This is a genomic window from Pandoraea sp. XY-2, from assembly GCF_004193915.1.
Classification (GTDB): Bacteria; Pseudomonadota; Gammaproteobacteria; order Burkholderiales; family Burkholderiaceae; genus Pandoraea; species Pandoraea cepalis.
On sequence record NZ_CP030849.1, the window covers coordinates 954,112 to 976,449 of the forward strand.

Below are 22,338 nucleotides of genomic sequence, written 5' to 3' on the forward strand. Positions count from 1 at the left end.
ATCGCTTGCTGATGACCGCTCAGCCCAGCGCGCCTTGTTCGGCGAGCGCCCGGATCTGCCCGACGGTGTCGATGTCGGCCTCACGATAGGCGGACTTCACGAACTCGCTATAGCGCGTGTCTGCCGTGGCGGCGTCTTCCTGCAGTGTGGTGCTGTAGGTGAAGCGCACGAAGTAATGCGTCGGCGTCGGCTCTTCGATACGCATGGTGAGGGTGCCACCCGCGTGCTGATCGGTTGCCGCCGTCTCGTAGCGCACCCACTGCTGGGCCTCGAAGACGACCCGGTCGTGCACCACCGCTTCGCCGAAACGCAGCTCGCGGGTCAGCGAGTCGTCGGTGCGTTCGTGCACGATGCACTTGTCGAGTCCGAGCACGAAAGTCTCCGGTTGCTCGGCGCGCAGCACGAGACCGCGCCACAGTTGATCGCGCGTCAACGCGAAGGCCAGCGGATTCAGGAGGTCGTTGACCTCGATCAGGTGTTCGTACTGCAAGAAAGTCTCCCCGTCCATCGGCGCGGGCCGGCATGCGGTGACAGCATGCCGGCGTCGCGCCGAATATTACTCGACCAACATACTGTCGATGGCAATGGTGCCCGATAACACCTTGTGAATTGGGCACGCATTCGCGATTTCCAAGAGGCGCTGACGCTGCTCCTCCGACAAATCTCCGGCCAGTTCGATTTTGCGCGTGATTTGCGTGGTCCCGACGGGCGGTTTGCCGTCCGGATTCATCGCGAGCGTCACGGTCACTTCCTTGAGCGGCCATTCCTTGCGCCGCGCATACATCTGCAACGTGATCGAGGTGCAGGCGCCGAGACTGGAAAGCAGCAACGCCGCAGGGGCGGGACCGAGGTCGCCGCCGCCGAGCGCCGCGGGCTCGTCCGCCAGCCATTCATGCTTGCCGTCCGAGAGAGGCGTGGTAAAACCTGCGGCGCCCAAATGGGCGGTGACTATCGCTTCTGCAGCCATGGCAGCTCCTGTGGGGGCCAAATGAACGTTAGGGTGAACATCACGGAACGTATCGGAAGAGGATGAGAACGGCCCGGTGAAGAGGTCGAGCCACAACGCACTCTGCGTGCCATTGTGACCGAAATTCACCGGGCCGGTACGAACGGCAGGGATCTGCCCGACGCCGCCGCCTCAGTCGGTGTTGCTCGTGGCCGGAATCCGTCCCATGCGGCCTGCCTGGAAGTCGAGAATCGCCTGACGAATCTCGCCCTCCGTGTTCATCACGAACGGGCCGTAGCGGGCCACCGGCTCACCCAGCGGCTTGCCGCCGATCAGCAGGAACGACATCGGTCTGTCGCTGACGTTGCGCACGGCAATGCGCTCGCCGGCGTCGCCGAATACGACCATCTGATGCGTCTTGGCCACGGTGGCGTCGTCGCCGAATTGCCCTTCGCCGTCGATCACGTAGGCGAACACGTTGAAGTCCGTGGGCACCGAATGATCGAGCACTCCCTGCGATTGCAGCGTGAAGTGCTGGTACAGGATCGGCGTGCGCGTTTCGATGGCGGCGCGCGTGCCCAGCGCCTCGCCCGCAATCACGCGCACCGACACTTTGCCGTCTTCGCTGGTCGCGCTCGGGATGCCGGCCGCCGGCAGTTCCTGGTAGCGCGGCGTCATCATCTTGTCCGTGCGCGGCAGGTTCACCCAGAGCTGGAAGCCGTGCATCTCGCCGCCGCGCTGCTGAAAGGCCTGCGAGGGCATTTCGGAGTGGATGACGCCCGCACCGGCCGTCATCCACTGCACGTCGCCCGGCGTGAGCTTGCCTGCGTGGCCTTGTGAGTCGCGATGCTCCATTTCTCCGGAGAGCAAGTACGTCACGGTCTCGAAGCCGCGGTGCGGGTGATCGGGAGCGCCCTTGGCGTCGCCGGGGGCGACTTGCATTGGTCCCATTTCGTCGAGCAGGAGGAACGGATCGAAGTCCGCCATCATGCGCGTGGGGAACGGGCGATTGACGTGAAAACCGGCGCCTTCCTGCGTTTGCGCTGCCGTGAAGACGCGGGCGATCGGGCGGGCGGACGGGGTGCTCATGGGGAAACCTCCTGTGGGGGCGCATGCCGAGATGGCGTTGTGCGTCCAATGTCGTGCCCAAACTATATCGGGGCGCATGGCTCTGGGAGTAGCCCGTAACACAGGAAGGATTGTTACCCGATTGGAACAATGCCGGCAAAACGTGGCCGCGCGGCGTAGTTTGCGACATCGATAGGCGAAAAAAAGCGCGGTGACGAGCACCGCGCTTGCGCTTGCGCGATTCGTGAACGCGTCAAACTTATTTCGTGTCGGGGGCGGTCACGAAGCCGAGTTTGGTGATGCCGGCCGTCTGCGCTTGCGACAGCACTTTGGCGACGCTCTCGTAGCGCACGTTCTTGTCGGCGAACAGGTGCAGTTCCGGCTGCGGCTGCGCTTCGGCGGCCTGCGCCAGACGCGCCTTGAGCGCGGTCTCGTCGACGACCTGCTTGTCCCAGAAGACGGTGCCATCGGCCTGGATCGACAGATCGATCTTGGCCGGCTTGGTGTCTTCCGGCTGGCTGCTTGCTTGCGGCAGGTCGAGCTTGACCGATTGATTGAGCACCGGCAGCGTCACGATGAAGATGATCAGCAGTACCAGCATGACGTCGACGAGCGGCGTCATGTTGATCTCGCTCATCATGGCGTCGTCGGCACCGTCGTCGCTGCTGTATGAACCCATAGCCATGGCGAACTCCTTGTCTGGCGCGGCGGTTTAGCTGGCGCTGGCCGGGGTGGACTTGCGCACCGGCGAGACGTTGGTCGCGAACTGCGTCGGGTGCAGGCTGGCGCCGGTCAGGAAGTAGGCGTGCAGGCTGTGGGCAAACCGGTTGAGCTTCGACACGATGCCCTTGTTGGCGCGCGTCAGGGCGTTGAAGCCGAGCACGGCCGGAATGGCGACGAACAGACCGAAGGCGGTCATGATGAGCGCCTCGCCCACGGGGCCGGCCACTTTGTCGATCGTCGTCTGGCCCGACGCGCCGATCGCCAGCAGGGCGTGATAGATGCCCCACACCGTGCCGAACAGACCGACGAACGGTGCGGTCGAGCCGATCGACGCCAGCATGGCCAGGCCGCTTTGCAGGCGCGACACCGTGTCGTCCACCGAGTTCTTCAGGGCGCGCGTGATCCAGTCGCTCACATCCATCTTGTCGTGCAGGTGCGGCTGGCTCTGGCGGTGATGCTCCGCGGCGTCCTGACCGGCGAGGGCCAGTGCGAGGAACGGGTTGTTCTGCCCGGATTCGCCCAGCTTCTGCAGACCGGCGGAGAAATTCTCCGAGTGCCAGAAATCCGGCTCGGCGGTGCGCGTCAGGCGGCTCAGGCGGAAGACCTGGGTGCCCTTGATGAGGATGACCGTCCACGACAGCACCGACATCACCAACAACACGATCGCGATGGCTCGGGTAACGAAATCACCCTGCGCCCAGACGTGGCTCAAACCATACTCTTGCATTTTGCTTTCCTCGGGAGATCCCGTTCGTGAAGGGTTGCGTTAATTGTCGATGTTGAATCTGAACGGCTTCGTCGCTGTGGTTTCCACCGCGCGTCCGTCTTTCATCGGCGCGGCGCAGCGCATCTTGTAGGCCGATTCGATGGCGGCTTTATCGAGTCTCGGATAACCGCTCGACTTGACGATGTTTGCCTCCGCCACTCGGCCTTGCACATTGATGACCATCCTGACCGTCGCGACGCCTTCCTCACCGAGCCGGCGTGACTGCGTCGGATAGATCAGCGGCGGATCCGGGCATTCGAGCTTCAGCCCTTCGACGCGGCCCGGCGGCGCGACGGCCTGTGCCGGTGCGGGCGGTGCCGGCGGCGCGACGGGTGCCGTGTCTTTCACCGGCTCGGCACTTGGCTGCGGCGGCGCTACCGGCTCGGCCTTTTGCGCGATGGCAGTGGGCGCCGATACGCGAGGCTTGGGCGGTGGCGGCGCGACCTTCGGCTTCGGAGGCTCGGGCGCGGGCTTGGGTGGGGATGCCTGCGGCGGCGCAGGTCTCGGTTGGGGCGGAACGATGGTGGCGGTGAAGACCGTCGGCACAATCGTGGCCGGCGCCGGGGCATTTCGCAGGTGCGACAGACCCACCAGAGCGGCAATGTGGGCGACGACGATCACTGCCGCAATTGCGACGGCGCGCGGCGACATCAGCGGATCGCGGCTCGGCATGAGCGTGAGGCCAGAAGGGGGCACGGTCGACATGGTAACGGCTAGGGTACGCTAAATTGCGGCGACGAACGGCGAGCGCTGCGCGGTGCGCGATGACTCGGCGTTCGGGATAGGCCGGGACGTACGATGAAAGGAAAACCGCGCCAAGCGGCGCGGTCGGCGAACACAGTGACGGCATGAATCGAGCGCCGTGCGCGAACTCACTTTCGAAACAGGAAAAACGACAAACATAGCGTCGACACAAAGCCAATCAGGAGTTCCATTTGACACCTCCGGTGGGTGAGAAGTCGCTGGCTGGCGCTGGGCGGCACATGCGAATCGTCGCATAGGCCGCCGTTGGCTGGCGCTGTTGCCGATGCGACACTTGGCCGCAGAGGCGGTTCGGAAAAATACTAGGCAGAACACTCGGCAAAATCGATGCCGATGCCGATGCCGATGCCGTTGGGCAATCGGGGGAGGGCGTGACGGTGCGAGCCGTCTCAGGCGGCCAGCGCCCGTTCCCGCACGACGACGACTTCCGAGGGGGGCGTCACTTGGGCTGACTGGCAGCCACCACCGCACGAGCGGCCGCAGCACGGCGACGCACCGGACACCATTTCCTGGACATAAGGGCCGCACTTGCCGCAGCACAGTGCAACGCCGAGGTCGATCTGAAGATCTTCCATCGAGGTGGCACCGGCGTCGATGCAGGCCTTGATCTGGCGCTCGGAGACGGCTTTGCAGACGCAGACGATCATGATGAAAACGTAAAAATGTAACACTAATGAGAATAATTATTATTCAAGTGATGATGTTTTGCAAGTGTCGAAGGCCTATTCCATGGTGCGAGCAGGGGTTTGCGGTCGCGGGTTCAGGCGGAGATGATGGGAAGGTCTGGGGGCGGATCGAGACTGGCTGGGCCATCCGACGTGATCTCGGCAATGTCGGCGATCTCGATCGTCTGAGCGCGTGGCGCGTTGGGCAGTAGCCGGTCGGCCATCGTCTGCAGCTCGCTCGCGTTCGCGGTGGCGAACAATTGGAGGTCGCCACGGGTGTCGGGCAGACGAGGGGCGATCAAGGCATCGGATTCGAGACGCCGCTGAAGCTGCCGGGCGATGGCCGCACCGGTGTCGATGAGGGAGAGCGTCGTGTCGAAGCGTCGCTGGATGGCCGGTATCAGGAAGGGATAGTGGGTGCAGCCGAGCACGAGCGTGTCGGCGCCTTGCGACACCATCGGTTCCACATATCGTTCGAGCAGTGCCATGACGTCAGGTGAGTCGACATCGCCGGCTTCGATGCGCTCGACGAGCCCGTGGCCCGGCTGGCAAAGGAAGCGTTGGCCTTGTGCGGTGTGGCGCGCGAGCAGATCGGCAAACCGGCTGCTGCGCAGCGTGGCCGCGGTAGCGAGGACCCCGATCACACCGCGCTTCGACACTGCCGCTGCGGGTTTGATGCCGGGCTCGACGCCGACGACCGGCCACGAGGCATCGGCGCGAAGCGCTGCCACGCCGTGCGCCGTCGCGGTGTTGCAGGCGACGACAAGTGCCTTGGCACCGCGCTCGCGCAGCCACCGGCCGATCGCCAGACTGCGTTGTTCGATGAACGCATCGGGGCGCTCGCCGTACGGAGCGAATCGGGAGTCCGCCACATAGAGCAGGGACTCTTGTGGGAGCAGGGCGCGCACGGCCTGAAGCACCGACAGGCCACCGAGACCGGAATCGAAAACGCCAATGGGCGCGTTGGAGGGCATGGCAAACGAAAAAGGGCCGGCAAATGGCCGGCCCCGAAATTCTAGCGCAAAGCCTGCGAACCGATATCGGTGCGGCGATGCGTGGTGCGTCCGCGTGCTGCGGCGAACGGCCTTATTCGTCGAACGACGCCATGCCAGACTGCTGATAGTTCTGCAGACCGACCTTGTCGATCAGTTCGATTTGCGTTTCCAGCCAATCGATGTGCTCTTCGGTGTCGTGCAGGATCTCGTTGAAGATTTCGCGCGAGACAAAGTCCTTCACGCTTTCGCAATGGGCGATCCCTTCCTTGCAAGTCTTTTGCGAGAGGTTTTCGAGCTTCAGATCGCACTTCAGGATTTCTTCCGTGTTCTCACCGATGAACAGCTTGTGCAGATCTTGCAGGTTGGGCAGGCCGTCGAGCATGAAGATGCGTTCGATCAGCTTGTCGGCATGCTTCATCTCGCCGATGGACTCGTCGTACTCGTGCTTGCCGAGCTTTGCGAGGCCCCAGTGGTTGTACATCCGGGCGTGCAGAAAGTACTGGTTGATCGCCGTCAACTCGTTCGTGAGCTGTGCGTTGAGGAGTTCGAGAACTTTCTTGTCGCCTTTCATTTGGAATCCCTGCCTTGTTCGGTTTGCGAGCGGTTGAAGCGTAGCCTGAAAAGGCTGGGAAGCCAAGCCTTGCCGGGCCTTTCGTGAACCAAGGTGCAAATGGAAATGCGATCCATTCGTGCTCCTTCTTGTGAGATCGGCATGGCGCGGATCGGCGCCGAGCGGATGAAAAAAGCCCGGCGAAGGCCGGGCTCGGTCCAGCAGGCGCTGACCCGGCTGTCTGCGGCCGGGGGCAACCGGGTGTCGCGTTGTGGCGCGCTACTTCGCGCTACGTCGCTTTACGGCGCATTACTCGGCAGCGACCGGGATCTTGCCGATCTTGGCTTGCCATTCCTTCGGACCGGTCTGGTGCACCGAGACGCCGGTCGAATCGACGGCCACCGTCACGGGCATGTCCTTGACGTCGAACTCGTAGATCGCTTCCATGCCGAGGTCTTCGAACGCGAGCACGCGCGCCGCACGAATGGCCTTGGACACGAGATAAGCGGCACCGCCAACGGCCATCAGGTACGCAGCCTTGTGCTTCTTGATCGCCTCGATGGCGGCCGGGCCGCGCTCCGATTTGCCGATCATGACGGCGAGCCCCGTCTTCGAGAGCATCATGTCGGTGAACTTGTCCATGCGGGTGGACGTGGTCGGGCCCGCCGGGCCGACGACTTCGTCGCGCACCGGGTCGACCGGGCCAACGTAGTAGATCGCACGGCCGTTGAAGTCCACCGGCAGCGGCTCGCCGCGGCCGATCATGTCGGCGATGCGCTTGTGCGCCGCGTCGCGACCGGTGAGCATCTTGCCCGAGAGCAGCAGGGTCTGCCCCGGCGTCCAGCTGGCAACCTCGTCCGGCGTGAGCGTGTCCAGATCGACGCGCTTGCTGGTCTCGGTATTCGGTGCCCAGTGCACGTTCGGCCATGCGTCGAGCGACGGCGCGGCGAGGAACGACGGGCCCGAGCCGTCCAGCGTGAAGTGCGCATGACGTGTGGCCGCGCAGTTCGGGATCATCGCGACCGGCTTGGAGGCTGCGTGCGTCGGGTAGTCGAGAATCTTCACGTCGAGCACGGTTGCCAGGCCGCCCAGGCCTTGCGCGCCGATACCGAGGGCGTTGACCTTCTCGAACAACTCGATACGCAGCTCTTCGTTCCAGTTCTGCGGACCGCGCTTGATAACGTCATGGATGTCAATCGGGTCCATGAGCGATTCCTTGGCGAGCACCATGGCTTTTTCCGCCGTGCCGCCGATACCGATGCCGAGCATGCCCGGCGGGCACCAGCCGGCGCCCATCGTCGGCACCGTCTTCACGACCCAGTCGACGATCGAATCGGACGGGTTGAGCATCACGAACTTCGACTTGTTCTCCGAGCCGCCGCCCTTGGCTGCGACCGTGATGTCGACCTTGTCGCCTTCCACGATTTCGTAATGGATGACGGCGGGCGTGTTGTCCTTCGTGTTCTTTCGGCCGGCTTCGGGCGGCGCCACGATCGAGGCACGCAGCACGTTGTCCGGGTGCATGTACGCCTGACGCACGCCTTCGTTGATCATGTCGGTGAGATTGCGCTTGGCGTCCCAGCGCACATTCATGCCGACCTTCACGAACACGGTCACGATGCCGGTGTCCTGGCACAGCGGGCGGCGGCCTTCGGCGCACATGCGGCTGTTGGTCAGGATCTGCGCGATGGCGTCGCGCGCGGCGGGGCTTTGCTCGGCCTCGTACGCCCGGCCCAGTGCCTGAATGTAATCGTCCGGATGGTAGTAGCTGATGTACTGCAGGGCACCGGCGACGCTCTGAATGACGTCGTCTTCTTTAATGACGGTAGACATGAAACGGCTCTCGACTTAGTGGGAACGGGTGGGGGTAATGACTTGCGGGGTTGCGTACGCCGGAGCGTGGCTCTCGTTCGTCAACTTGTTGACGACGGCCATGACGACGGCGGAAAGCAGGAAGACACAATGAATGATCACCTGCCACATGATCGTGTGGGGCGTTTGCTGGGCGGCATCGATAAAGGTCTTGAGCAGGTGGATCGACGAAATACTGATGAGCGCCATCGACAGCTTCACCTTGAGCACCCCGGCGTTCACATGATCGAGCCATTCCGGCTCGTCCGGATGGCCTTCGACACCGAGGCGCGAGACGAACGTCTCGTAGCCGCCGATGATGACCATGATGAGCAGGTTCGAGATCATCACCACGTCGATCAGGCCGAGCACGACGAGCATGATCTGCGTTTCGTCGAACGTCGTGGCGTGCGAGATCAGGTGCCAGAGTTCGGCCAGGAACTTGTAGACATAGACGCCTTGCGCGGCAATCAGCCCCAGATACAGCGGCAGTTGAAGCCAACGGCTGAAGAAGATGATGCGGGGCAGGGGGCGCATCGGCGCGTCGGACGGGCGGCCGGGAGTCGACATGGCGGTTTTGACGAGGTGGTGACAGTGGTCGGCGCTTGCCGCGGCCGACCGGAATTATTGGATACGCAAATCAAAGAGAAGGACATCGGGCGATACGGCGACCCGCTTGCCCGTTACGGATATCGCGTCGCGACATTCGGCTTGGCGGGCATTTTACAACGTCTGGCCGCAGGCGCTGCGTCCGATTCAATCTCGGGCGGGCAATAGCGTTTTGCGTGAACCGGAGCGCGGCAACGCGGCGAGCACGATCCCGGCGACGGTCAGGGCCAGCGCGGCGCCTTGGGCGGCGGCCAGTCGCTCGCCGAGGAAGATCACGCCGTACGCGGTCGCCGCCACGGGCACCATGGCGGTGAAAACCCCCGCGAGTTGAGCGCTGACGTGCCGAATGCCGCGCATCCACAGGAAAAACGAGAAGACACTGGCGGCGAGTCCGTACCAGACGATGAGCGCCCAATGCCCGGGCGTCAGCGCCGCGTAGTTCACGGCCATCAGGCCCGCCACGCCGAAGGGGAGCATCAGCGCGCCGCCGATCAGGTGGGTGTAGGCGCAAATATCGATGGCGGGGAGTTCAGCGGCGAGCCGTTTCGAGACGATCACGTAAATGGCTTCGCAGACCACGGCGCCGAGCACGAGCAGGTTGCCCAGCCAGGCGTTGCCGGCGGCCCCCGGGGCGCCAGCGCCGTGCGTGTCGGCACGCGACAGGTTGAGCAGGGCGACCCCGGCAATCGCCAGTCCGATGCTCACGAGCGTGCGTCGTGACGGGCGTTCGCGCAGCACGCCCCACGACAGCAGGGCGACACAGGCCGGCAGCGTCGCGGTGATGACCCCGGCGGCGGTGGCTGTCGTCATCCGTACGCCCGAGAGCATGAGCAAGGTAAAGAGAAACGTGCCGAAGAACGTTTGCACGAAAAGGTTGCGCCATTGGGGGCGCGTGACGCGTCGCATGGCCGACGGGCGGTAGCGGGGCGCGAGGGCGACGATGGCGATCACGAAGCGCCACAGCGCGAAGGCGGCCACCGGCATGACGGCGACCATGGTCTTGCCGATGCCGACGTTGGCGCCCACGAAGGTCATCGCCAGTGCCAGCGCGAAACTCGGAAAGCGCGCAAACAGGCGGTCGGCGGCTGACCCCGTCGGGGGCGACGGCGTGGGCGGTTGGAACGGAGATGTCGAATTCACGGGCGCTCCGTGCGAGTCCGGGGTGGCGAGTCGGGGGGGATGCGGGTAGGATTGTAGCGAATTCGCCACAGTCTGACGCCATACGGCTGCGCGTTCGCGCGAGTCCCGCGCGCGGCGCGACCACCTCGCGTGCGCCAGTGTAAGGCGTTAGTAAGTCGCTCGTCTTAATGTGACGTTAGCGATCTGTTTGGGCTTGATTGCAATGGTTTTTGCATATCTATAAGAGGGGACAACTCATGGCAGCAATCGAATCGGTATTGCAGGAGCAGCGCGTCTTCGCGCCGCCGCAGGCGCTGGTCGCCAACGCGAAGATCTCCGGCATGCCCGCCTATGAGGCGCTGTGCGCCGAGGCCGACAAGGATTACGAGGGATTCTGGGCGCGCCAGGCGCGCGAAAATCTGGCCTGGCACAAGCCGTTCACGCAAGTCCTCGACGAGACCAACGCGCCGTTCTACACGTGGTTCGCCGACGGTCAGATCAACGCTTCCTACAACTGTCTGGATCGCCAGATCGAAGCGGGCCTGGGCGAGAAGACGGCCATTCTGTTCGAGGCAGACGATGGCACGGTGACCCCCGTCACCTATCGCGACCTGCTCGGACGCGTGAGCCGTTTCGCCAATGCGCTCAAGGCCAAGGGGGTGAAGAAGGGCGACCGCGTGGTCATCTATATGCCGATGTCGATCGAGGGCGTGGTCGCCATGCAGGCGTGCGCGCGTATCGGCGCGACGCATTCGGTCGTCTTCGGCGGCTTCTCGGCCAAGTCGCTCAACGAGCGCGTGATCGACGCCGGGGCGGTGGCGATTGTCACTGCCGACGAGCAGATGCGGGGCGGCAAGGCGCTGCCCTTGAAGGCCATCGTCGACGAAGCGCTCGCGATGGGCGGCTGCGACCATGTGAAGTCCGTGATTGTCTACCGTCGCACGGGCGGCAATGTGACGATGCACCCAGGTCGTGACGAAGTGCTGCAGGATCTCGTCGCCGGTCAATCGGATCAGTGCGAACCGGAGTGGGTCAGCGCGGAGCATCCGCTTTTCATCCTCTATACATCGGGCTCGACGGGCAAGCCCAAAGGCGTGCAGCACAGCACCGGGGGCTATCTGCTGTGGGCATCGCTCACCATGCAGTGGACCTTCGATATCAAGCCCGACGACGTTTTCTGGTGCACGGCCGACATTGGCTGGATCACGGGTCACACGTACATCGCTTATGGCCCGTTGGCGGTGGGCGCCACGCAGATCGTGTTCGAAGGCGTGCCCACGTACCCGAATGCGGGGCGGTTCTGGGAGATGATCGGGCGTCACAAGGTGACCGTGTTCTATACGGCGCCGACGGCGATCCGCTCATTGATCAAGGCGGCCGAGCAGACGCCGGCCGTGCATCCGAAACAGTACGACCTGTCGTCGCTGCGCATTCTCGGGTCGGTCGGCGAGCCGATCAATCCGGAGGCGTGGATGTGGTACTACGAAAACGTTGGCGGCGGGCGTTGCCCGATCGTCGACACCTGGTGGCAGACGGAGACGGGCGGACACGTGATTACGCCGCTGCCGGGTGCCACGCCGCTGGTGCCGGGGTCGTGCACGCTGGGTCTGCCGGGCGTTGCGGTGGCCATCGTCGACGAAACCGGGCAGGACGTGCCCAATGGTCAGGGCGGCATGCTGGTGATCAAGCGTCCGTGGCCGGCGATGATTCGTACGATCTGGGGCGATCCGGAGCGTTACAAGTCGAGCTACTTCCCGTCGGAGTTGGGCGGCAAGATCTATCTGGCGGGGGATGGCTCAATTCGCGACGCCAAGACGGGCTACTTCACGATCATGGGCCGTATCGACGACGTGCTGAACGTCTCGGGACACCGCATGGGCACGATGGAAATCGAGTCGGCGCTTGTCGCCAACCCTCTCGTGGCCGAAGCGGCGGTCGTGGGGCGCCCCGACGACACCACGGGCGAGGCGATCGTGGCGTTCGTGGTGCTCAAGCGTTCGCGGCCGACGGGCGACGAAGCCAAGCAACTGGCCATTGAACTGCGCAACTGGGTGGGCAAGGAGATCGGGCCGATCGCCAAGCCGAAGGACATTCGCTTTGGCGACAACCTGCCGAAGACCCGCTCGGGCAAGATCATGCGCCGTTTGCTGCGCGTGATTGCCAAGGGTGAGGAGATTACGCAGGACACGTCTACGCTTGAGAATCCGGCCATTCTGGAGCAGCTCAAGCAGGCGCAGTAAGCGCGGGTTTCGCGGCGGGGCTATGGCAAATCGCTCGCAGACCGGCTCGGCCGGCAAGGCCGACCCGGTGGGCGTCAGCCGGCCGCCGGGGCTTGCTGTCGGTGGCTCGCTGCCCGATGTCGACTGGCATGGGGCGGCCGCCGGCATTGCGGCGCGCCACTGGCGCAGGACATTGCGTTGGGTGGCCGTGCTCATGGCGATCGGCTTCGTGGTGACATTCGTTCCGCAGTTCTGGGCGCGCGAGTGGGCCGAGACGCGATTTGCCGGGTGGCCGCTGCCGTTCTACATGGGCGCCCAGGGTTCGATTCTGGTCGACATCGGTCTGATTGCCGTCTACGCGTGGCTGCAGCGGCGCAACGACGCGCGCTACCATCGTGAGCTGAATGCGTTGCGCGACGCTCATCGAGACAGTCTCGGCCTGGATCGCGACGGGATGGACAACGCAGCGGCGTCTGCGGCATCGCGAAGCGCGTCCTCTCTCGCCCCCTCTCGCGTCGCGTCGGCGCCGACGTCCCGATGAGTTTCACGCGCAGAATGCTGCGCTACTACCTCTATTACACGGCGGGCTTCCTGGCGTTCGTGTTGATGATGGGGCTGCTCGAGCGGGTCAACGGCCCGGGCGTGTGGATCGGCTATGCGTTCCTGTTCGTGACGATTGCCGTGTACGCCGTGATTGGCCTGATCTCTCGGACGTCGGACGCTGCCGAGTACTACGTTGCGGGGCGTCGTGTTCCGCCGGTGTTCAATGGGATGGCGTGCGCGGCGGACTGGATGAGCGCCGCGTCGTTCATGGGGTTGGCGGGGTCGCTTTACGTGTCGGGCTACGATGGCCTGGCGTACGTCATGGGATGGACCGGCGGGTACTGTCTGGTGGCGTTCCTGCTTGCGCCGTATTTGCGCAAGATGGGGCGCTACACGGTGCCGGACTTTCTTGGCACGCGCTACGACAGCAACGTGGTTCGGGCGTTGGGGGTCTTCTCGACGATTCTGTGTTCATTCGTCTATCTCGTGGCGCAGATTCAGGGCGTGGGACTGATCGCGTCGAGATTCATCGGTGTGGAATTCACCATTGGCATTTTCTTTGGGTTGGCGGGCATTCTCGTGTGCTCGTTCCTGGGGGGCATGCGCGCCGTGACGTGGACGCAGGTGGCGCAGTACATCATCATGATCACGGCGTTTCTGGTGCCGACGGCCATGATTGGCCATCAGACGGGTAACGGTTGGTTTCCGCAGTTCAGCTATGGCACGGCGTTGGCGAAAGTCGAGGCGCTGGAGCGCGAGATACAGCAGTCGGTGCCTGAGCGCGAGGTGCGTGATTACTACCGGGAGCAGGCGGAGCAGATGCAGCGTCGGTTGGACGGCTTACCGGACAGCTTTTATGGTGAGCGTGCGGAGCTGGAGCGGCAGTTGCTGGATACGAAGCGTCGCAATGGGCCGTTGCGCGACGTGAAGGTGCTGGAAGCGAAGCTGGAGGCGTTCCCGCGCGACGTCGGCGAGGCGCAGAACCGTTGGTTGGAGATGCGCAATCAGTATGTGGAGCGTAGCGAGCCGCAGCATGCGATAACGGAGCCGTTCCCGGCGCGTGACGACGCTACGCGCAACGCGCAGCGCTTGAACTTTCTGTTGCTGATGGTGTGCCTGATGATTGGCACGGCGAGCTTGCCGCACATCTTGACGCGGTATGGCACGACGGCGACGGTGCAGGGCGCGCGTAGTTCCGTGGGGTGGACGCTGTTCTTCGTGGCACTGCTGTATGTGAGTGCACCGGCGTTGGCGGTGATGCTCAAGTATGACGTGCTGCTGCATTTGGTGGGGGCGCGTTATGAGAATCTGCCGGGGTGGGTGATGCAATGGCGGCATGCGACGCCGGTGCAGCTTGATATCTCGGATGTGTACCGCGATGGGGTGGTGCAGTGGGGGGAGATCTGGATGCAGCCGGACATGCTGGTGTTGGCGGGGCCGGAGATCGCGGGTCTACCGTACGTCATTTCGGGGCTGGTGGCGGCGGGGGCGTTGGCGGCGGTGTTGTCGACGGCGGACGGGTTGCTGTTGACGATCGCGAATGCGTTGTCGCACGACGTCTACTTTCACATGGTGGATCGCAATGCGTCGAGCCAGAAGCGGGTGACGACGTCGAAGATCTTGTTGTTATGCGTGGCGATGTTTGCGTCGTATGTGACGTCGCTGAACCTGGGGAACATTTTGTTCCTGGTGGGGGCGGCGTTTTCGTTGGCGGCGTCGTGTTTGTTTCCGGCGTTGGTGCTGGGGGTGTTTTGGAAGCGTACGACACGGCTGGGGGCGACGGCGGGAATGGTGAGTGGGTTGTTGGTGTGTGTGTATTACATTGTGACGACGTATCCGTTCTTTACACGTTTGACGGGATTTGTGGGGGCGCGCTGGTGGGGGGTGGATCCGATTTCGGCGGGGGCGTTCGGGGTGCCGGCGGGGTTTGCGGTGGCGATCGTATTCAGCTTGCTGGGGGGGCGTCCGAGCGAGCGCGATCGACATCTGGTGGACCATCTTCGCCGCCCGTAATGATGCGGGGCGGAAGCATTTTTGGCGGGGTTCGTGCGAAAGGGTATGGGATGTTGCCGATGATCTGCTATAATTCGCGACCTTCAGGAGAGATGGATGAGCGGTTTAAGTCGCACGCCTGGAAAGCGTGTATAGGTTAATAGCCTATCGGGGGTTCGAATCCCCCTCTCTCCGCCACAGATGTTTAAAGGGCTCCCCGCAAGGGAGCCCTTTCGCGTTTTACTATAGGGCGGATGTTTACTATTCCGGGGGCTTGCGGGGCGGCTTTTCGCGCTCGGGTTCTCGTCGGTAACACGTCCGTCATTAGCGTGGCCCGGTCACCCACCCGCCGCGCCGGTACACTCCTTGCCTACTCCATTTGAGTCGAAAGGTGGTCGTCAAGGTGAAGAACTCAACGCATCAAATTTCCGCGGAAACAACAAAGCGCTATTCCGTCATAGACGAGTCTGCCCCGCTGGCTGCGCTTCACGATATCGCCAAAGACATGCATGCTGCGGGTGGTATCAGCGAGCGAACGATGCGCGAATATGATGAGATGATCGCGCCTCTCCATAACGAGGGCGGGCGCTAGTCACTCGAGTGCGCTAACGGAGCGGTTTGACGCGCTCCGGCTTGCGACGATAGACCCTCGCCGTCAGGCGGCTGTCGGCATGTGCAAGAAGCGTTTGAGCGTGCTCAAGCGTCTCGGCATCGCTGGCGCACTTGGCCCGAAGGTCATGTTCCGTGAACCGGAATTCGACCTTTGTCTCTGCCAACACCCGCCGCATAAATCCTTGCCACATCGAGTCCCATGAGCCGGCCCTGCCGGTGCTCTCGTTCAGGAAGCTCTCGCCTTGTTGAGTGCAGAATAGCCACTCGGAAGTTTGCGATGGCCTGACGGACTTCGCTTCCTCGACGGCCTCCCGCAACGCGTCCGTCCACTCGATGATCAACCGCTTGCGAGTGCTGTTCGCCGTTTTGGCTGGCATGACGTGGATTCCGTCCTCTTGCAGGTCATCGAGACGAAGCCGCAATAGATCCCCGCGACGCAATCCCGTGAGCAGCTTGACGCGGATGTAGGCATGCACCGCGAGGACGCTGCCAGCCTTCCGCTTCGACGTTAGCGAGAAGCATTCGACGATTTCCCAGTCTTCGACATACCGAGTCCTTGGCGGAACGCTAGCCAGGCGCAACTCGCCTTTGAACGGATGCCTGTCGATGTACCCCCACTCGACAGCCTTCGTAAGCGCGTGCGACAACACCTCGACCTCACGACGCGCGGACACCTTCGCCTCGCGCTTATCGATGTACTGATAGACGTGCCGAGGCTTGATGCCGTTGAGCGGCATGCGACCGAAAACCGGCTTAAGCGATTTCAACGCCGACGTGTTTTGCGCCTGCGTCGTTACCGCCTTGGTGGGCAGAACCTCTCGCGCATAGCGCTCAAGCAACTTGTCGATGGTTCGCACGTTTTCCAGATCGGCAAGCCGATCCGACCACACCCGATATGCCTCGGGAAGCGACGATCCGAGCCGGAATGTCTGCTTGTCGTCCCACATCGATTCGAGGCCGGGAGGCACTTGGTAGTAATACGCGCCGCTGACATGCCGCCAGCGCGTCGGTAAGCCCTTGTGGCGGGGATCACGCTTTCGCGGCATTCATCGCCCTCCAGTCTGGCTCAACGGAGGCGTCACGGGCGGCTACGGCCGTTTGCACGCCAAGCACTATTGCAACATGCTCGCTCAACACCACAATCGTGCCATTTGGCCTCACGCGGTGCTCAATGCCCATCATGCGCAGTGCGCGTGCCTGGGCGCGGTTCTGAGTGCGTCCGGTCAACGTCACTAACTCATCCGGTTCGAGAAACATCGAAGTCAGATTTCTCATCGATGCACCTCCTTACGCCTTGCCGTCGGACTCGCGGCGCTCTCGTGTCGCCATCCAGAAATATCCCGCGTCCTGATTCCAGTAATACTGGTGACCTTCGAGCGATACGCCGGTCTCAGTTGCGGAGTTGTACGCGGCAACAACTGCATCGAAAGCTCCGTCTTCGAGAAAGTGAGCAATAGTCTCCGCTTCCGGAACCTTGATCCCCCGACTTGCCCAATACCTCTTTTCATTGAGCTTGTGCTCATCGAAATTCTTGACGATGTATTTCCCAATGTAAGTCGCGATCTTGTGACGAAGGCCAACTTCGCGATTTGGGTTGCGCACGTCAATGTTGCCGTTACCCTCGCCGACGACACGGAGCCACAGCGCTCGCAGGACGCGATAGTTCTGCCGCCCTTTGACGGCAATGTGCAAATGCCATGCCCCTCGCTTCTGCCGCTCAGGAACAGCGACGTATTGGAAGCTCTGGACACGGCCCAGGAGGCGTCGCAGCGAGTCGAAATCGCGCTTGATCTTCTCTTTGTCGAGCACGTTTTCTCGGTACGTAAGCGTGATCATGCGGTCGGCACCAATTGCCTTGCAGCGCAGTCGCACTTGTTGCCTTGCGCGTTTCGCTGCGCTCAGCATGCTCGTCTCTTCGTCCTTCGATTCGCCGCGCTTTGCCTTGGGCACGAGATGAAGGGCTTGAGCCTTCATGTACCGGTCAAAACGCGTCGCAGAGGCCTCCACTTGGCCGTCCTCGAAGACGCGTCTACGGACGATCCACTCACGGCGGAACGGCGAGTAATCCATTAAGGGGCGTCATTCATCGCAAACCTCTATCTCTCTGATCAGGGTGCCCCTTGCATTGAGCGCTCGGGGGTTGGTGTTCTTGTCGTGCCTGATCTGGCCGGCGATTCCGATGACTTGTACGTTAAGTGTTATTAATACAAGTCTAAGGGCGCGCTTCGCGCGCCCGCCGTCCTCGCCCCTGCGGGCGGCGGGCGCTCGCAGCGCTTCCCAACTTTTTGTCCGTAACCCGTCACGTTCAAGACGAGCGATATCGCAGCGTCGAACGCAGAAAGGTTCGGCATGAAAGCCGGAATGCATAGGTATGAGGTTGTGGCGAGCGCGCGAGGTGAGACCCGCTGCTCGGTCACGCGAGCCGCGCTGAGCCGCGCGATAACCGCACGGACTCCGCAGGCACGCATACGCAACCCGCTCTCCGGGTACGGCGCTGACACTCCCGACGCTAGACGTCCTGAAGACGACCGGTGAGCGGAAGTACAAACGTCAATGCACGAACCAACGGTGAGGTTGGGTTACGACTGTGTTACCTGCTGGGTGAGATTGGGAATTTTTGGGATGATGGCCGCAGTACGACGGAGGTAACTGCCCACGGTGGGATCTTGGCCGAACTCTCGTAAAAATGCCCCAGCTTACGCGTTTCCGCGCTTATGAACGTCCGGCGTCTGTCGCCGGAAGTGATAGTGGGCCAGTGCGAGCCCGTACTTCTATGCACCGGGAAACAAAGATCCAAACGGACGCCACATATGGATGTGCGGCGCGAATGTGGGGCTATTAAAGCAGCACGCAGAAGTCGCGTATATGGGGAAATTCCGATTGAAGCGGCGAGGGGGAGGGTGGTGGCTTGCATGGCGAATGGCGTGGCGTGACGTTGAAGCAGCGAGCGCTGTTGAGCGCGACGATGCTATGAATGCAGCCGAAACATGCGGGGGCCATGCCGGAGGCAGAGTTGGATGCTGATGTTGAGGCTATGCGGACAGAAGGCTTGCTTTCAGCTTGTGGCATTCGCTGACAAGTTCCCCGGCCATTTCGCCGAGTTCTTCGAAGATCGCGAGTAGAAATCTGTGAGGGATTTCTTTGCCTGCGTCTGTCGTCGAGCACATCGCAAGAGCGAGGACGCGTTCTGAGAGGGTGTTGAGTCTGTCCACGGAAGCGCGGACTAAGGGACATGATGGGAATTGAGAAGTCATGCGGGTGCCTCGATCTAGCCAACTTGCGGGCCCCGCCGCCCGCTGCATTGCGCAGGGGTGGGCGGGCACTGGACTAGGTTAGCGAACCGCTGGTCACTCGGATTAGGCGGCACACCCGAAGGTGTCCCAATCCAGGCCCGCCCGTTGACACGGATACGTGGCACTACGCACACGAAAGCCGCAGAAATCGCGGCCGTGTGCCCGAGATATGACCATTCGGGTCGCTAAACCCGGTCGCGTTTGGGGCGCGACGGGGACAAGATTAGCGGCCCGACAATATCGACACCACGCGTTCCGAGTCCCATTCTAGGTGACTCTTTTCGATTCGGAACATTCCGATGTTCTAATCGGGACTCTTCTTGGTTGACGGGGGAAGTCTGAACAATGATCGGCACGAAAACGGAGCCTTGGACTCCACTCACGTGTACGCGGGCGATTGCTTCAACCGCATCTAAGGACACTGTTTCGTATCCGCTCGGGAACGAAAGCCGTTAAAGCAGTGCAATTTCGGCATTTCGTTCCCGTACGGGAACGAAATCTATCGAATGACGGCGGTGTTTACTCGGAATCCACTTCGGGCCAGAGCTTCGGAAACAAGAATCTCAAGCTCATTAGCGGCAGAGCGAAGGCAAGATCATCCCGATGTGAGTCGGAGCGCAGAATCCCGAAATCTAAAAGGCTCTGGATAATGCGCCTCGCAGTTGCATTGCTCTCTCCGAGAATCTGTGCCGGAGGCACCACTCCTTGATCGGGATGCCGGTCTCAGCCTCCCGCAGGAATCCGATGATCTGCTCTTCCGTGAATCGCTTCTTCATGCCCAATCTTCTGACCACGTGATTGGACTCTAAATCGTCGCGCTACTCAAATTGGGGGAGACGCCGCGAGAACCTTGATAGCTTCGCCGGAAGAAAATGCGGCTAATGGGGGGCTGGGGTGCCGATTTTTCGTTGCAATGGAAGCGGCGTGGTGCCTGTGTGGGCTTGCAAGCTCGATACCGCTCTACGGCGCTTTCTGTCCAAGTCCTCCAAAATACGAGACCTATCGGCTGCAGAGAGTATTTGGGCGTCGAAATCGATACCAACTTCTTTAATTTCCACGTCGATGTCGGCGATGGTTTTAGCCAGGATATCTACGGTAAATGCAACATTCAGGCGATATTCCACTGAGTTTGGATCGTTCAGTTGGAGTAGATTTACTGTGTGTTGGCCGTAATCAGTGCGCGCAGAAATCCGTCCGCTAGTTGAGTCGTAGCGTAGGTGATCAGCCATCTTGAAGTCGCAAGGGTTGACGACGAATTGGCCGGTTGTCTCATCAATAGGCCAGTCGTCATTTTTTCGGCTATTGCAACTGCCGCAGCAATAGTACAAATTTGTGTAGGTGCACACAAGTGCGGCAAACTGGGGAAGCCCCTTCGGCCGATAATGGTCGACGCCGAAATTCAGATTTACTGCGGAACTGTCGGGCTGCCGGCAATACACGCAGACGCGTGAAAACTCTACCTGCAGGTAGCGTTTATAGGTCTGATAACGTTTGAATTGCTTGGGCTGGAGCTGCCGAGTATGTTGCGCTTTTGGAAAGTGGAACAGGCTCATGAGCGATTGTCGTCAAATACCGAGTCTGGCGCGTTCTCGTCTTTCCGCCCGTTCCCGTCTCAGAGCCTCAAGCGATGCCGCAGTGTCGGCGATCTCCTCCGCAGTACGGGCGAGCGCAGCAACCTGTTCCTTAGTGACACGCGGCGCAATTGAAAGCAAACGGGAGTTCAGCATTTCAAGGCGCGCTTCCACTTCTGTTTGCTCTTGAGTCTTGCCGGATAACCGCGCCATCAGCATCACACGCTCTCGCGCGATGCGCTTGATCTGATCGGGTTCCGCCAAAACGTTATGTGAGACGTTAACGGAATCCGTTGTTGCTGTTTCGTTAGACGTTTCGAGCGGCAACTCAATTTCTTCAAGAGTCAGCCCCTCATCCCGAATCGGTGTGAGTTCACGACGGAACGATCTTGATTGCGTTCCGTGGCTCGAGCCTGTTCGCGCGTAGTTGCCGGTGAGCGCAGACGCCGTATCAACAAAGCAAGTCATGTAGCCTGGAGTTGCTAACCAATCCTGCTTTGTTTCCGGGGTGGCATGCCATTGATGTGCTCCCCAAATACTGCCAATGTCCGGCTGAGGTTTGGAGTTCGTATAGAAGTTCATCGTGGGACCTCCGCCTTGGATCGTTTGGGGGTTGCAAGGTATGAGCGGGCAGCATCGCCTATTGCCCAGTCAAAGACATCGAAGGCTTGTGCATGCATCGAATCAAGTGCGGCTGCTGAATCCTCCAACGCCACTCCATTGCGAAACGCGTCAATATCGATCAAATACATGGGTAACGCATCGACTTCGGTATCTTCTAATGCACGAGCGGGATGCGATTTAAACTTTAGCCCATGCTGTAAAAGACAACCTCCATCATCGGTTGCCAAGTTCAAACGCCCGGCATACTCGCTGATCCCGGTGAAAACCTTTGCGTGAAGAGGTGCAACCAAGTCGTGGTTGATCCACCCTTCATTTACGGGGTCTGCGTTCGCATCGATCATGTTAATGTAGCGCAATCCGACGCGAGTGAAAAATTCTGAATCGATGATTTTCGTTGCAGCCGAAAGCACGCGGAGGATCCTCTCGCGCATTACCGGAAAGGTTGTGTACGAATTCGTCTCAATCGAGAATGCGCTCTCTTTAAGTGAGACTGTCCAATTTAACTTTTCGGATCGGAAAACGTGCTTATTTACCGTGACAGTTTGTTCTGAGCCGTGGCCGAGAGCCAACTCTTGCGTAAGCTCTAAATGAGGGTACTCCTTCCTCAGCGCAGCAACGAACGTAGCGGGAGGTCTAGTCCCGCCAAGCTCAAGCAGCGTAGGAAAGCGAAACTCGCACACCGCCTGACGCAGAAATGTGCGTTCGTAACGATCAACGTTCGCTGAGCGAGCATCTACGAGGGAGTCGGAGCTCCAGACTTTGGTCACAGTGTCCTCAGTCAATTTTGGATGGGCAATTTGGATCATTCTGCCATGAGTTTAAGGCGACTCATCTCAATCTCAAGGTCCAGCCCGCCACGACGATGGCGCAGTCCGGACCATCCACCGACGAGATATGCGATGCAAGGCCATCAATCCACGAGCAGTTCGTGAGTATATGTGGCAAATTTTGCGCCTAACAAGTGCCATTTTTGCGAATTTCCCCGCCTTTTGGGCTCGTCCGCGTCATTGTGTTGCCGGGGGGGCTTGGCCCGCTCGATTTGATCGGCCTCAGCTCTTTGTCCCTTCCAAAAATCACAAGTGAGGGTCGGGTCGGGGGCGGTGTGCTAGCCCCACATGGGGTCAGATTACCAGATGCCGGACCGACCAGCGTTGAGACTTCCGATTCGGTGGATGGCGCTACCAACGCGCACCGCGCCGGAGATGCGTAGGAATCGCTTAGCCCCATACTCGAAAAAGTTCAGGATTCATCGTAATCTCATACCGTCGCACAAAGGAGAGTGGTGCGCCCAGTCGCTCGATTCATGCGCCAAGCGGAATTCCTCTACGATGGTGTTGGGTACGACAAGCATGAAGGCAAGACGCAGACTTTTTCACCGGCCGCATTGCCTAGTGGGCGCTGACTGGTTTTCCGCCGAGGACAATCGATGC

General features: G+C 61.3%; 22 protein-coding genes, 1 tRNA gene and 1 pseudogene. 5 read left to right on the forward strand and 19 right to left on the reverse strand.

What is annotated here, in order from left to right:
* Positions 1-19: 19 nt before the first annotated feature.
* The 12 genes from DRB87_RS04395 to DRB87_RS04450 form a co-directional block, all read right to left on the reverse strand.
* Positions 20-490: an SRPBCC family protein gene (locus tag DRB87_RS04395; RefSeq protein ID WP_017233110.1), complete on the reverse strand. Its 471-nt coding sequence runs from the start codon at positions 488-490 to the stop codon at positions 20-22.
* A 66-nt stretch (positions 491-556) separates the two neighbouring features.
* A complete protein-coding gene (locus DRB87_RS04400; protein WP_130025011.1) occupies positions 557-967 on the reverse strand; it encodes an OsmC family protein in 411 nt (136 codons plus the stop codon).
* Positions 968-1,138: 171 nt separating this feature from the next.
* The gene (locus DRB87_RS04405) at positions 1,139-2,035 is read right to left on the reverse strand and encodes a pirin family protein (RefSeq protein WP_130025012.1); all 897 of its coding nucleotides are present in this window, start codon (positions 2,033-2,035) and stop codon (positions 1,139-1,141) included.
* Between the two features lie 238 nt (positions 2,036-2,273).
* Positions 2,274-2,699 carry a biopolymer transporter ExbD gene (locus DRB87_RS04410; RefSeq protein WP_130025013.1) on the reverse strand — a complete coding sequence of 142 codons (426 nt, stop codon included), beginning with the start codon at positions 2,697-2,699 and terminating at the stop codon, positions 2,274-2,276.
* A gap of 27 nt (positions 2,700-2,726) precedes the next feature.
* Entirely contained in the window at positions 2,727-3,464 is a 738-nt protein-coding gene (locus DRB87_RS04415; protein ID WP_017233114.1) for a MotA/TolQ/ExbB proton channel family protein, read from the reverse strand.
* Positions 3,465-3,503: 39 nt separating this feature from the next.
* The gene (locus DRB87_RS04420) at positions 3,504-4,208 is read right to left on the reverse strand and encodes an energy transducer TonB (RefSeq protein ID WP_130025014.1); all 705 of its coding nucleotides are present in this window, start codon (positions 4,206-4,208) and stop codon (positions 3,504-3,506) included.
* A gap of 446 nt (positions 4,209-4,654) precedes the next feature.
* Positions 4,655-4,912 (reverse strand): bacterioferritin-associated ferredoxin, encoded by a 258-nt coding sequence (locus DRB87_RS04425; RefSeq protein ID WP_130025015.1) that lies wholly within the window; start codon positions 4,910-4,912, stop codon positions 4,655-4,657.
* Between the two features lie 113 nt (positions 4,913-5,025).
* Positions 5,026-5,904, reverse strand: coding sequence for a glutamate racemase (murI, locus tag DRB87_RS04430; RefSeq protein WP_130025016.1), 879 nt, complete (start codon positions 5,902-5,904; stop codon positions 5,026-5,028).
* A 112-nt stretch (positions 5,905-6,016) separates the two neighbouring features.
* Positions 6,017-6,496: a bacterioferritin gene (gene bfr / locus DRB87_RS04435; protein WP_130025017.1), complete on the reverse strand. Its 480-nt coding sequence runs from the start codon at positions 6,494-6,496 to the stop codon at positions 6,017-6,019.
* 288 nt (positions 6,497-6,784) lie between these two features.
* Positions 6,785-8,308: a fumarate hydratase gene (locus DRB87_RS04440; protein ID WP_130025018.1), complete on the reverse strand. Its 1,524-nt coding sequence runs from the start codon at positions 8,306-8,308 to the stop codon at positions 6,785-6,787.
* A 15-nt stretch (positions 8,309-8,323) separates the two neighbouring features.
* Positions 8,324-8,896, reverse strand: a complete 573-nt coding sequence (locus DRB87_RS04445) for a TIGR00645 family protein (RefSeq protein WP_130025019.1) — start codon at positions 8,894-8,896, stop codon at positions 8,324-8,326.
* A 186-nt stretch (positions 8,897-9,082) separates the two neighbouring features.
* Positions 9,083-9,970, reverse strand: coding sequence for a DMT family transporter (locus DRB87_RS04450; protein ID WP_130027717.1), 888 nt, complete (start codon positions 9,968-9,970; stop codon positions 9,083-9,085).
* Between the two features lie 341 nt (positions 9,971-10,311).
* Between DRB87_RS04450 and acs the strand changes: the two genes are divergently transcribed.
* From acs to DRB87_RS04475, 5 genes are all read left to right on the forward strand, one after another.
* Positions 10,312-12,294 (forward strand): acetate--CoA ligase, encoded by a 1,983-nt coding sequence (gene acs / locus DRB87_RS04455; RefSeq protein WP_130025020.1) that lies wholly within the window; start codon positions 10,312-10,314, stop codon positions 12,292-12,294.
* Positions 12,295-12,316: 22 nt separating this feature from the next.
* Positions 12,317-12,814 carry a DUF4212 domain-containing protein gene (locus DRB87_RS04460; protein WP_130025021.1) on the forward strand — a complete coding sequence of 166 codons (498 nt, stop codon included), beginning with the start codon at positions 12,317-12,319 and terminating at the stop codon, positions 12,812-12,814.
* A complete protein-coding gene (locus DRB87_RS04465) occupies positions 12,811-14,829 on the forward strand; it encodes a sodium:solute symporter family protein (protein WP_165385233.1) in 2,019 nt (672 codons plus the stop codon). The genes DRB87_RS04460 and DRB87_RS04465 overlap by 4 nt, the downstream gene beginning before the upstream one ends.
* Before the next feature lie 86 nt (positions 14,830-14,915).
* Positions 14,916-15,006: transfer RNA gene (locus DRB87_RS04470), tRNA-Ser, on the forward strand.
* Between the two features lie 193 nt (positions 15,007-15,199).
* Positions 15,200-15,400 (forward strand): hypothetical protein, encoded by a 201-nt coding sequence (locus tag DRB87_RS04475; protein ID WP_130025022.1) that lies wholly within the window; start codon positions 15,200-15,202, stop codon positions 15,398-15,400.
* A 13-nt stretch (positions 15,401-15,413) separates the two neighbouring features.
* Here DRB87_RS04475 and DRB87_RS04480 read toward each other — a convergent pair whose 3' ends face one another.
* The 7 genes and pseudogenes from DRB87_RS04480 to DRB87_RS04515 form a co-directional block, all read right to left on the reverse strand.
* Positions 15,414-16,466: a tyrosine-type recombinase/integrase gene (locus DRB87_RS04480; RefSeq protein ID WP_130025023.1), complete on the reverse strand. Its 1,053-nt coding sequence runs from the start codon at positions 16,464-16,466 to the stop codon at positions 15,414-15,416.
* The gene (locus DRB87_RS04485) at positions 16,450-16,695 is read right to left on the reverse strand and encodes a DUF4224 domain-containing protein (protein WP_130025024.1); all 246 of its coding nucleotides are present in this window, start codon (positions 16,693-16,695) and stop codon (positions 16,450-16,452) included. Before DRB87_RS04485 ends, DRB87_RS04480 begins: the two co-directional genes overlap by 17 nt.
* Positions 16,696-16,707: 12 nt before the next feature.
* Complete coding sequence (locus DRB87_RS04490; RefSeq protein WP_206100068.1) at positions 16,708-17,490, reverse strand: hypothetical protein; 783 nt, start codon at positions 17,488-17,490, stop codon at positions 16,708-16,710.
* A gap of 1,882 nt (positions 17,491-19,372) precedes the next feature.
* Positions 19,373-19,489, reverse strand: a pseudogene (locus DRB87_RS23405) (transposase); the annotation flags it as partial.
* A gap of 102 nt (positions 19,490-19,591) precedes the next feature.
* Positions 19,592-20,266, reverse strand: coding sequence for a hypothetical protein (locus DRB87_RS04505; RefSeq protein ID WP_130025025.1), 675 nt, complete (start codon positions 20,264-20,266; stop codon positions 19,592-19,594).
* Positions 20,267-20,278: 12 nt separating this feature from the next.
* Positions 20,279-20,866 (reverse strand): hypothetical protein, encoded by a 588-nt coding sequence (locus DRB87_RS04510; RefSeq protein WP_130025026.1) that lies wholly within the window; start codon positions 20,864-20,866, stop codon positions 20,279-20,281.
* The gene (locus tag DRB87_RS04515; protein WP_130025027.1) at positions 20,863-21,714 is read right to left on the reverse strand and encodes a TIGR04255 family protein; all 852 of its coding nucleotides are present in this window, start codon (positions 21,712-21,714) and stop codon (positions 20,863-20,865) included. Before DRB87_RS04515 ends, DRB87_RS04510 begins: the two co-directional genes overlap by 4 nt.
* Positions 21,715-22,338 lie beyond the last annotated feature (624 nt).

Bases quoted from the DNA above. Each gene is read 5' to 3' on its own strand.
- DRB87_RS04515 (WP_130025027.1), bottom strand. From the start codon at position 21,714: ATGATCCAAATTGCCCATCCAAAATTGACTGAGGACACTGTGACCAAA.
- DRB87_RS04445 (WP_130025019.1), bottom strand. From the start codon at position 8,896: ATGTCGACTCCCGGCCGCCCGTCCGACGCGCCGATGCGCCCCCTGCCC.
- DRB87_RS04405 (WP_130025012.1), bottom strand. From the start codon at position 2,035: ATGAGCACCCCGTCCGCCCGCCCGATCGCCCGCGTCTTCACGGCAGCG.
- bfr (WP_130025017.1), bottom strand. From the start codon at position 6,496: ATGAAAGGCGACAAGAAAGTTCTCGAACTCCTCAACGCACAGCTCACG.
- DRB87_RS04400 (WP_130025011.1), bottom strand. From the start codon at position 967: ATGGCTGCAGAAGCGATAGTCACCGCCCATTTGGGCGCCGCAGGTTTT.
- DRB87_RS04505 (WP_130025025.1), bottom strand. From the start codon at position 20,266: ATGAGCCTGTTCCACTTTCCAAAAGCGCAACATACTCGGCAGCTCCAG.
- DRB87_RS04410 (WP_130025013.1), bottom strand. From the start codon at position 2,699: ATGGCTATGGGTTCATACAGCAGCGACGACGGTGCCGACGACGCCATG.
- murI (WP_130025016.1), bottom strand. From the start codon at position 5,904: ATGCCCTCCAACGCGCCCATTGGCGTTTTCGATTCCGGTCTCGGTGGC.
- DRB87_RS04425 (WP_130025015.1), bottom strand. From the start codon at position 4,912: ATGATCGTCTGCGTCTGCAAAGCCGTCTCCGAGCGCCAGATCAAGGCC.
- DRB87_RS04420 (WP_130025014.1), bottom strand. From the start codon at position 4,208: ATGTCGACCGTGCCCCCTTCTGGCCTCACGCTCATGCCGAGCCGCGAT.
- DRB87_RS04460 (WP_130025021.1), top strand. From the start codon at position 12,317: ATGGCAAATCGCTCGCAGACCGGCTCGGCCGGCAAGGCCGACCCGGTG.
- DRB87_RS04485 (WP_130025024.1), bottom strand. From the start codon at position 16,695: ATGAGAAATCTGACTTCGATGTTTCTCGAACCGGATGAGTTAGTGACG.
- DRB87_RS04465 (WP_165385233.1), top strand. From the start codon at position 12,811: ATGAGTTTCACGCGCAGAATGCTGCGCTACTACCTCTATTACACGGCG.
- DRB87_RS04415 (WP_017233114.1), bottom strand. From the start codon at position 3,464: ATGCAAGAGTATGGTTTGAGCCACGTCTGGGCGCAGGGTGATTTCGTT.
- DRB87_RS04450 (WP_130027717.1), bottom strand. From the start codon at position 9,970: ATGACCTTCGTGGGCGCCAACGTCGGCATCGGCAAGACCATGGTCGCC.
- DRB87_RS04480 (WP_130025023.1), bottom strand. From the start codon at position 16,466: ATGCCGCGAAAGCGTGATCCCCGCCACAAGGGCTTACCGACGCGCTGG.
- DRB87_RS04440 (WP_130025018.1), bottom strand. From the start codon at position 8,308: ATGTCTACCGTCATTAAAGAAGACGACGTCATTCAGAGCGTCGCCGGT.
- acs (WP_130025020.1), top strand. From the start codon at position 10,312: ATGGCAGCAATCGAATCGGTATTGCAGGAGCAGCGCGTCTTCGCGCCG.
- DRB87_RS04510 (WP_130025026.1), bottom strand. From the start codon at position 20,866: ATGAACTTCTATACGAACTCCAAACCTCAGCCGGACATTGGCAGTATT.
- DRB87_RS04490 (WP_206100068.1), bottom strand. From the start codon at position 17,490: ATGGATTACTCGCCGTTCCGCCGTGAGTGGATCGTCCGTAGACGCGTC.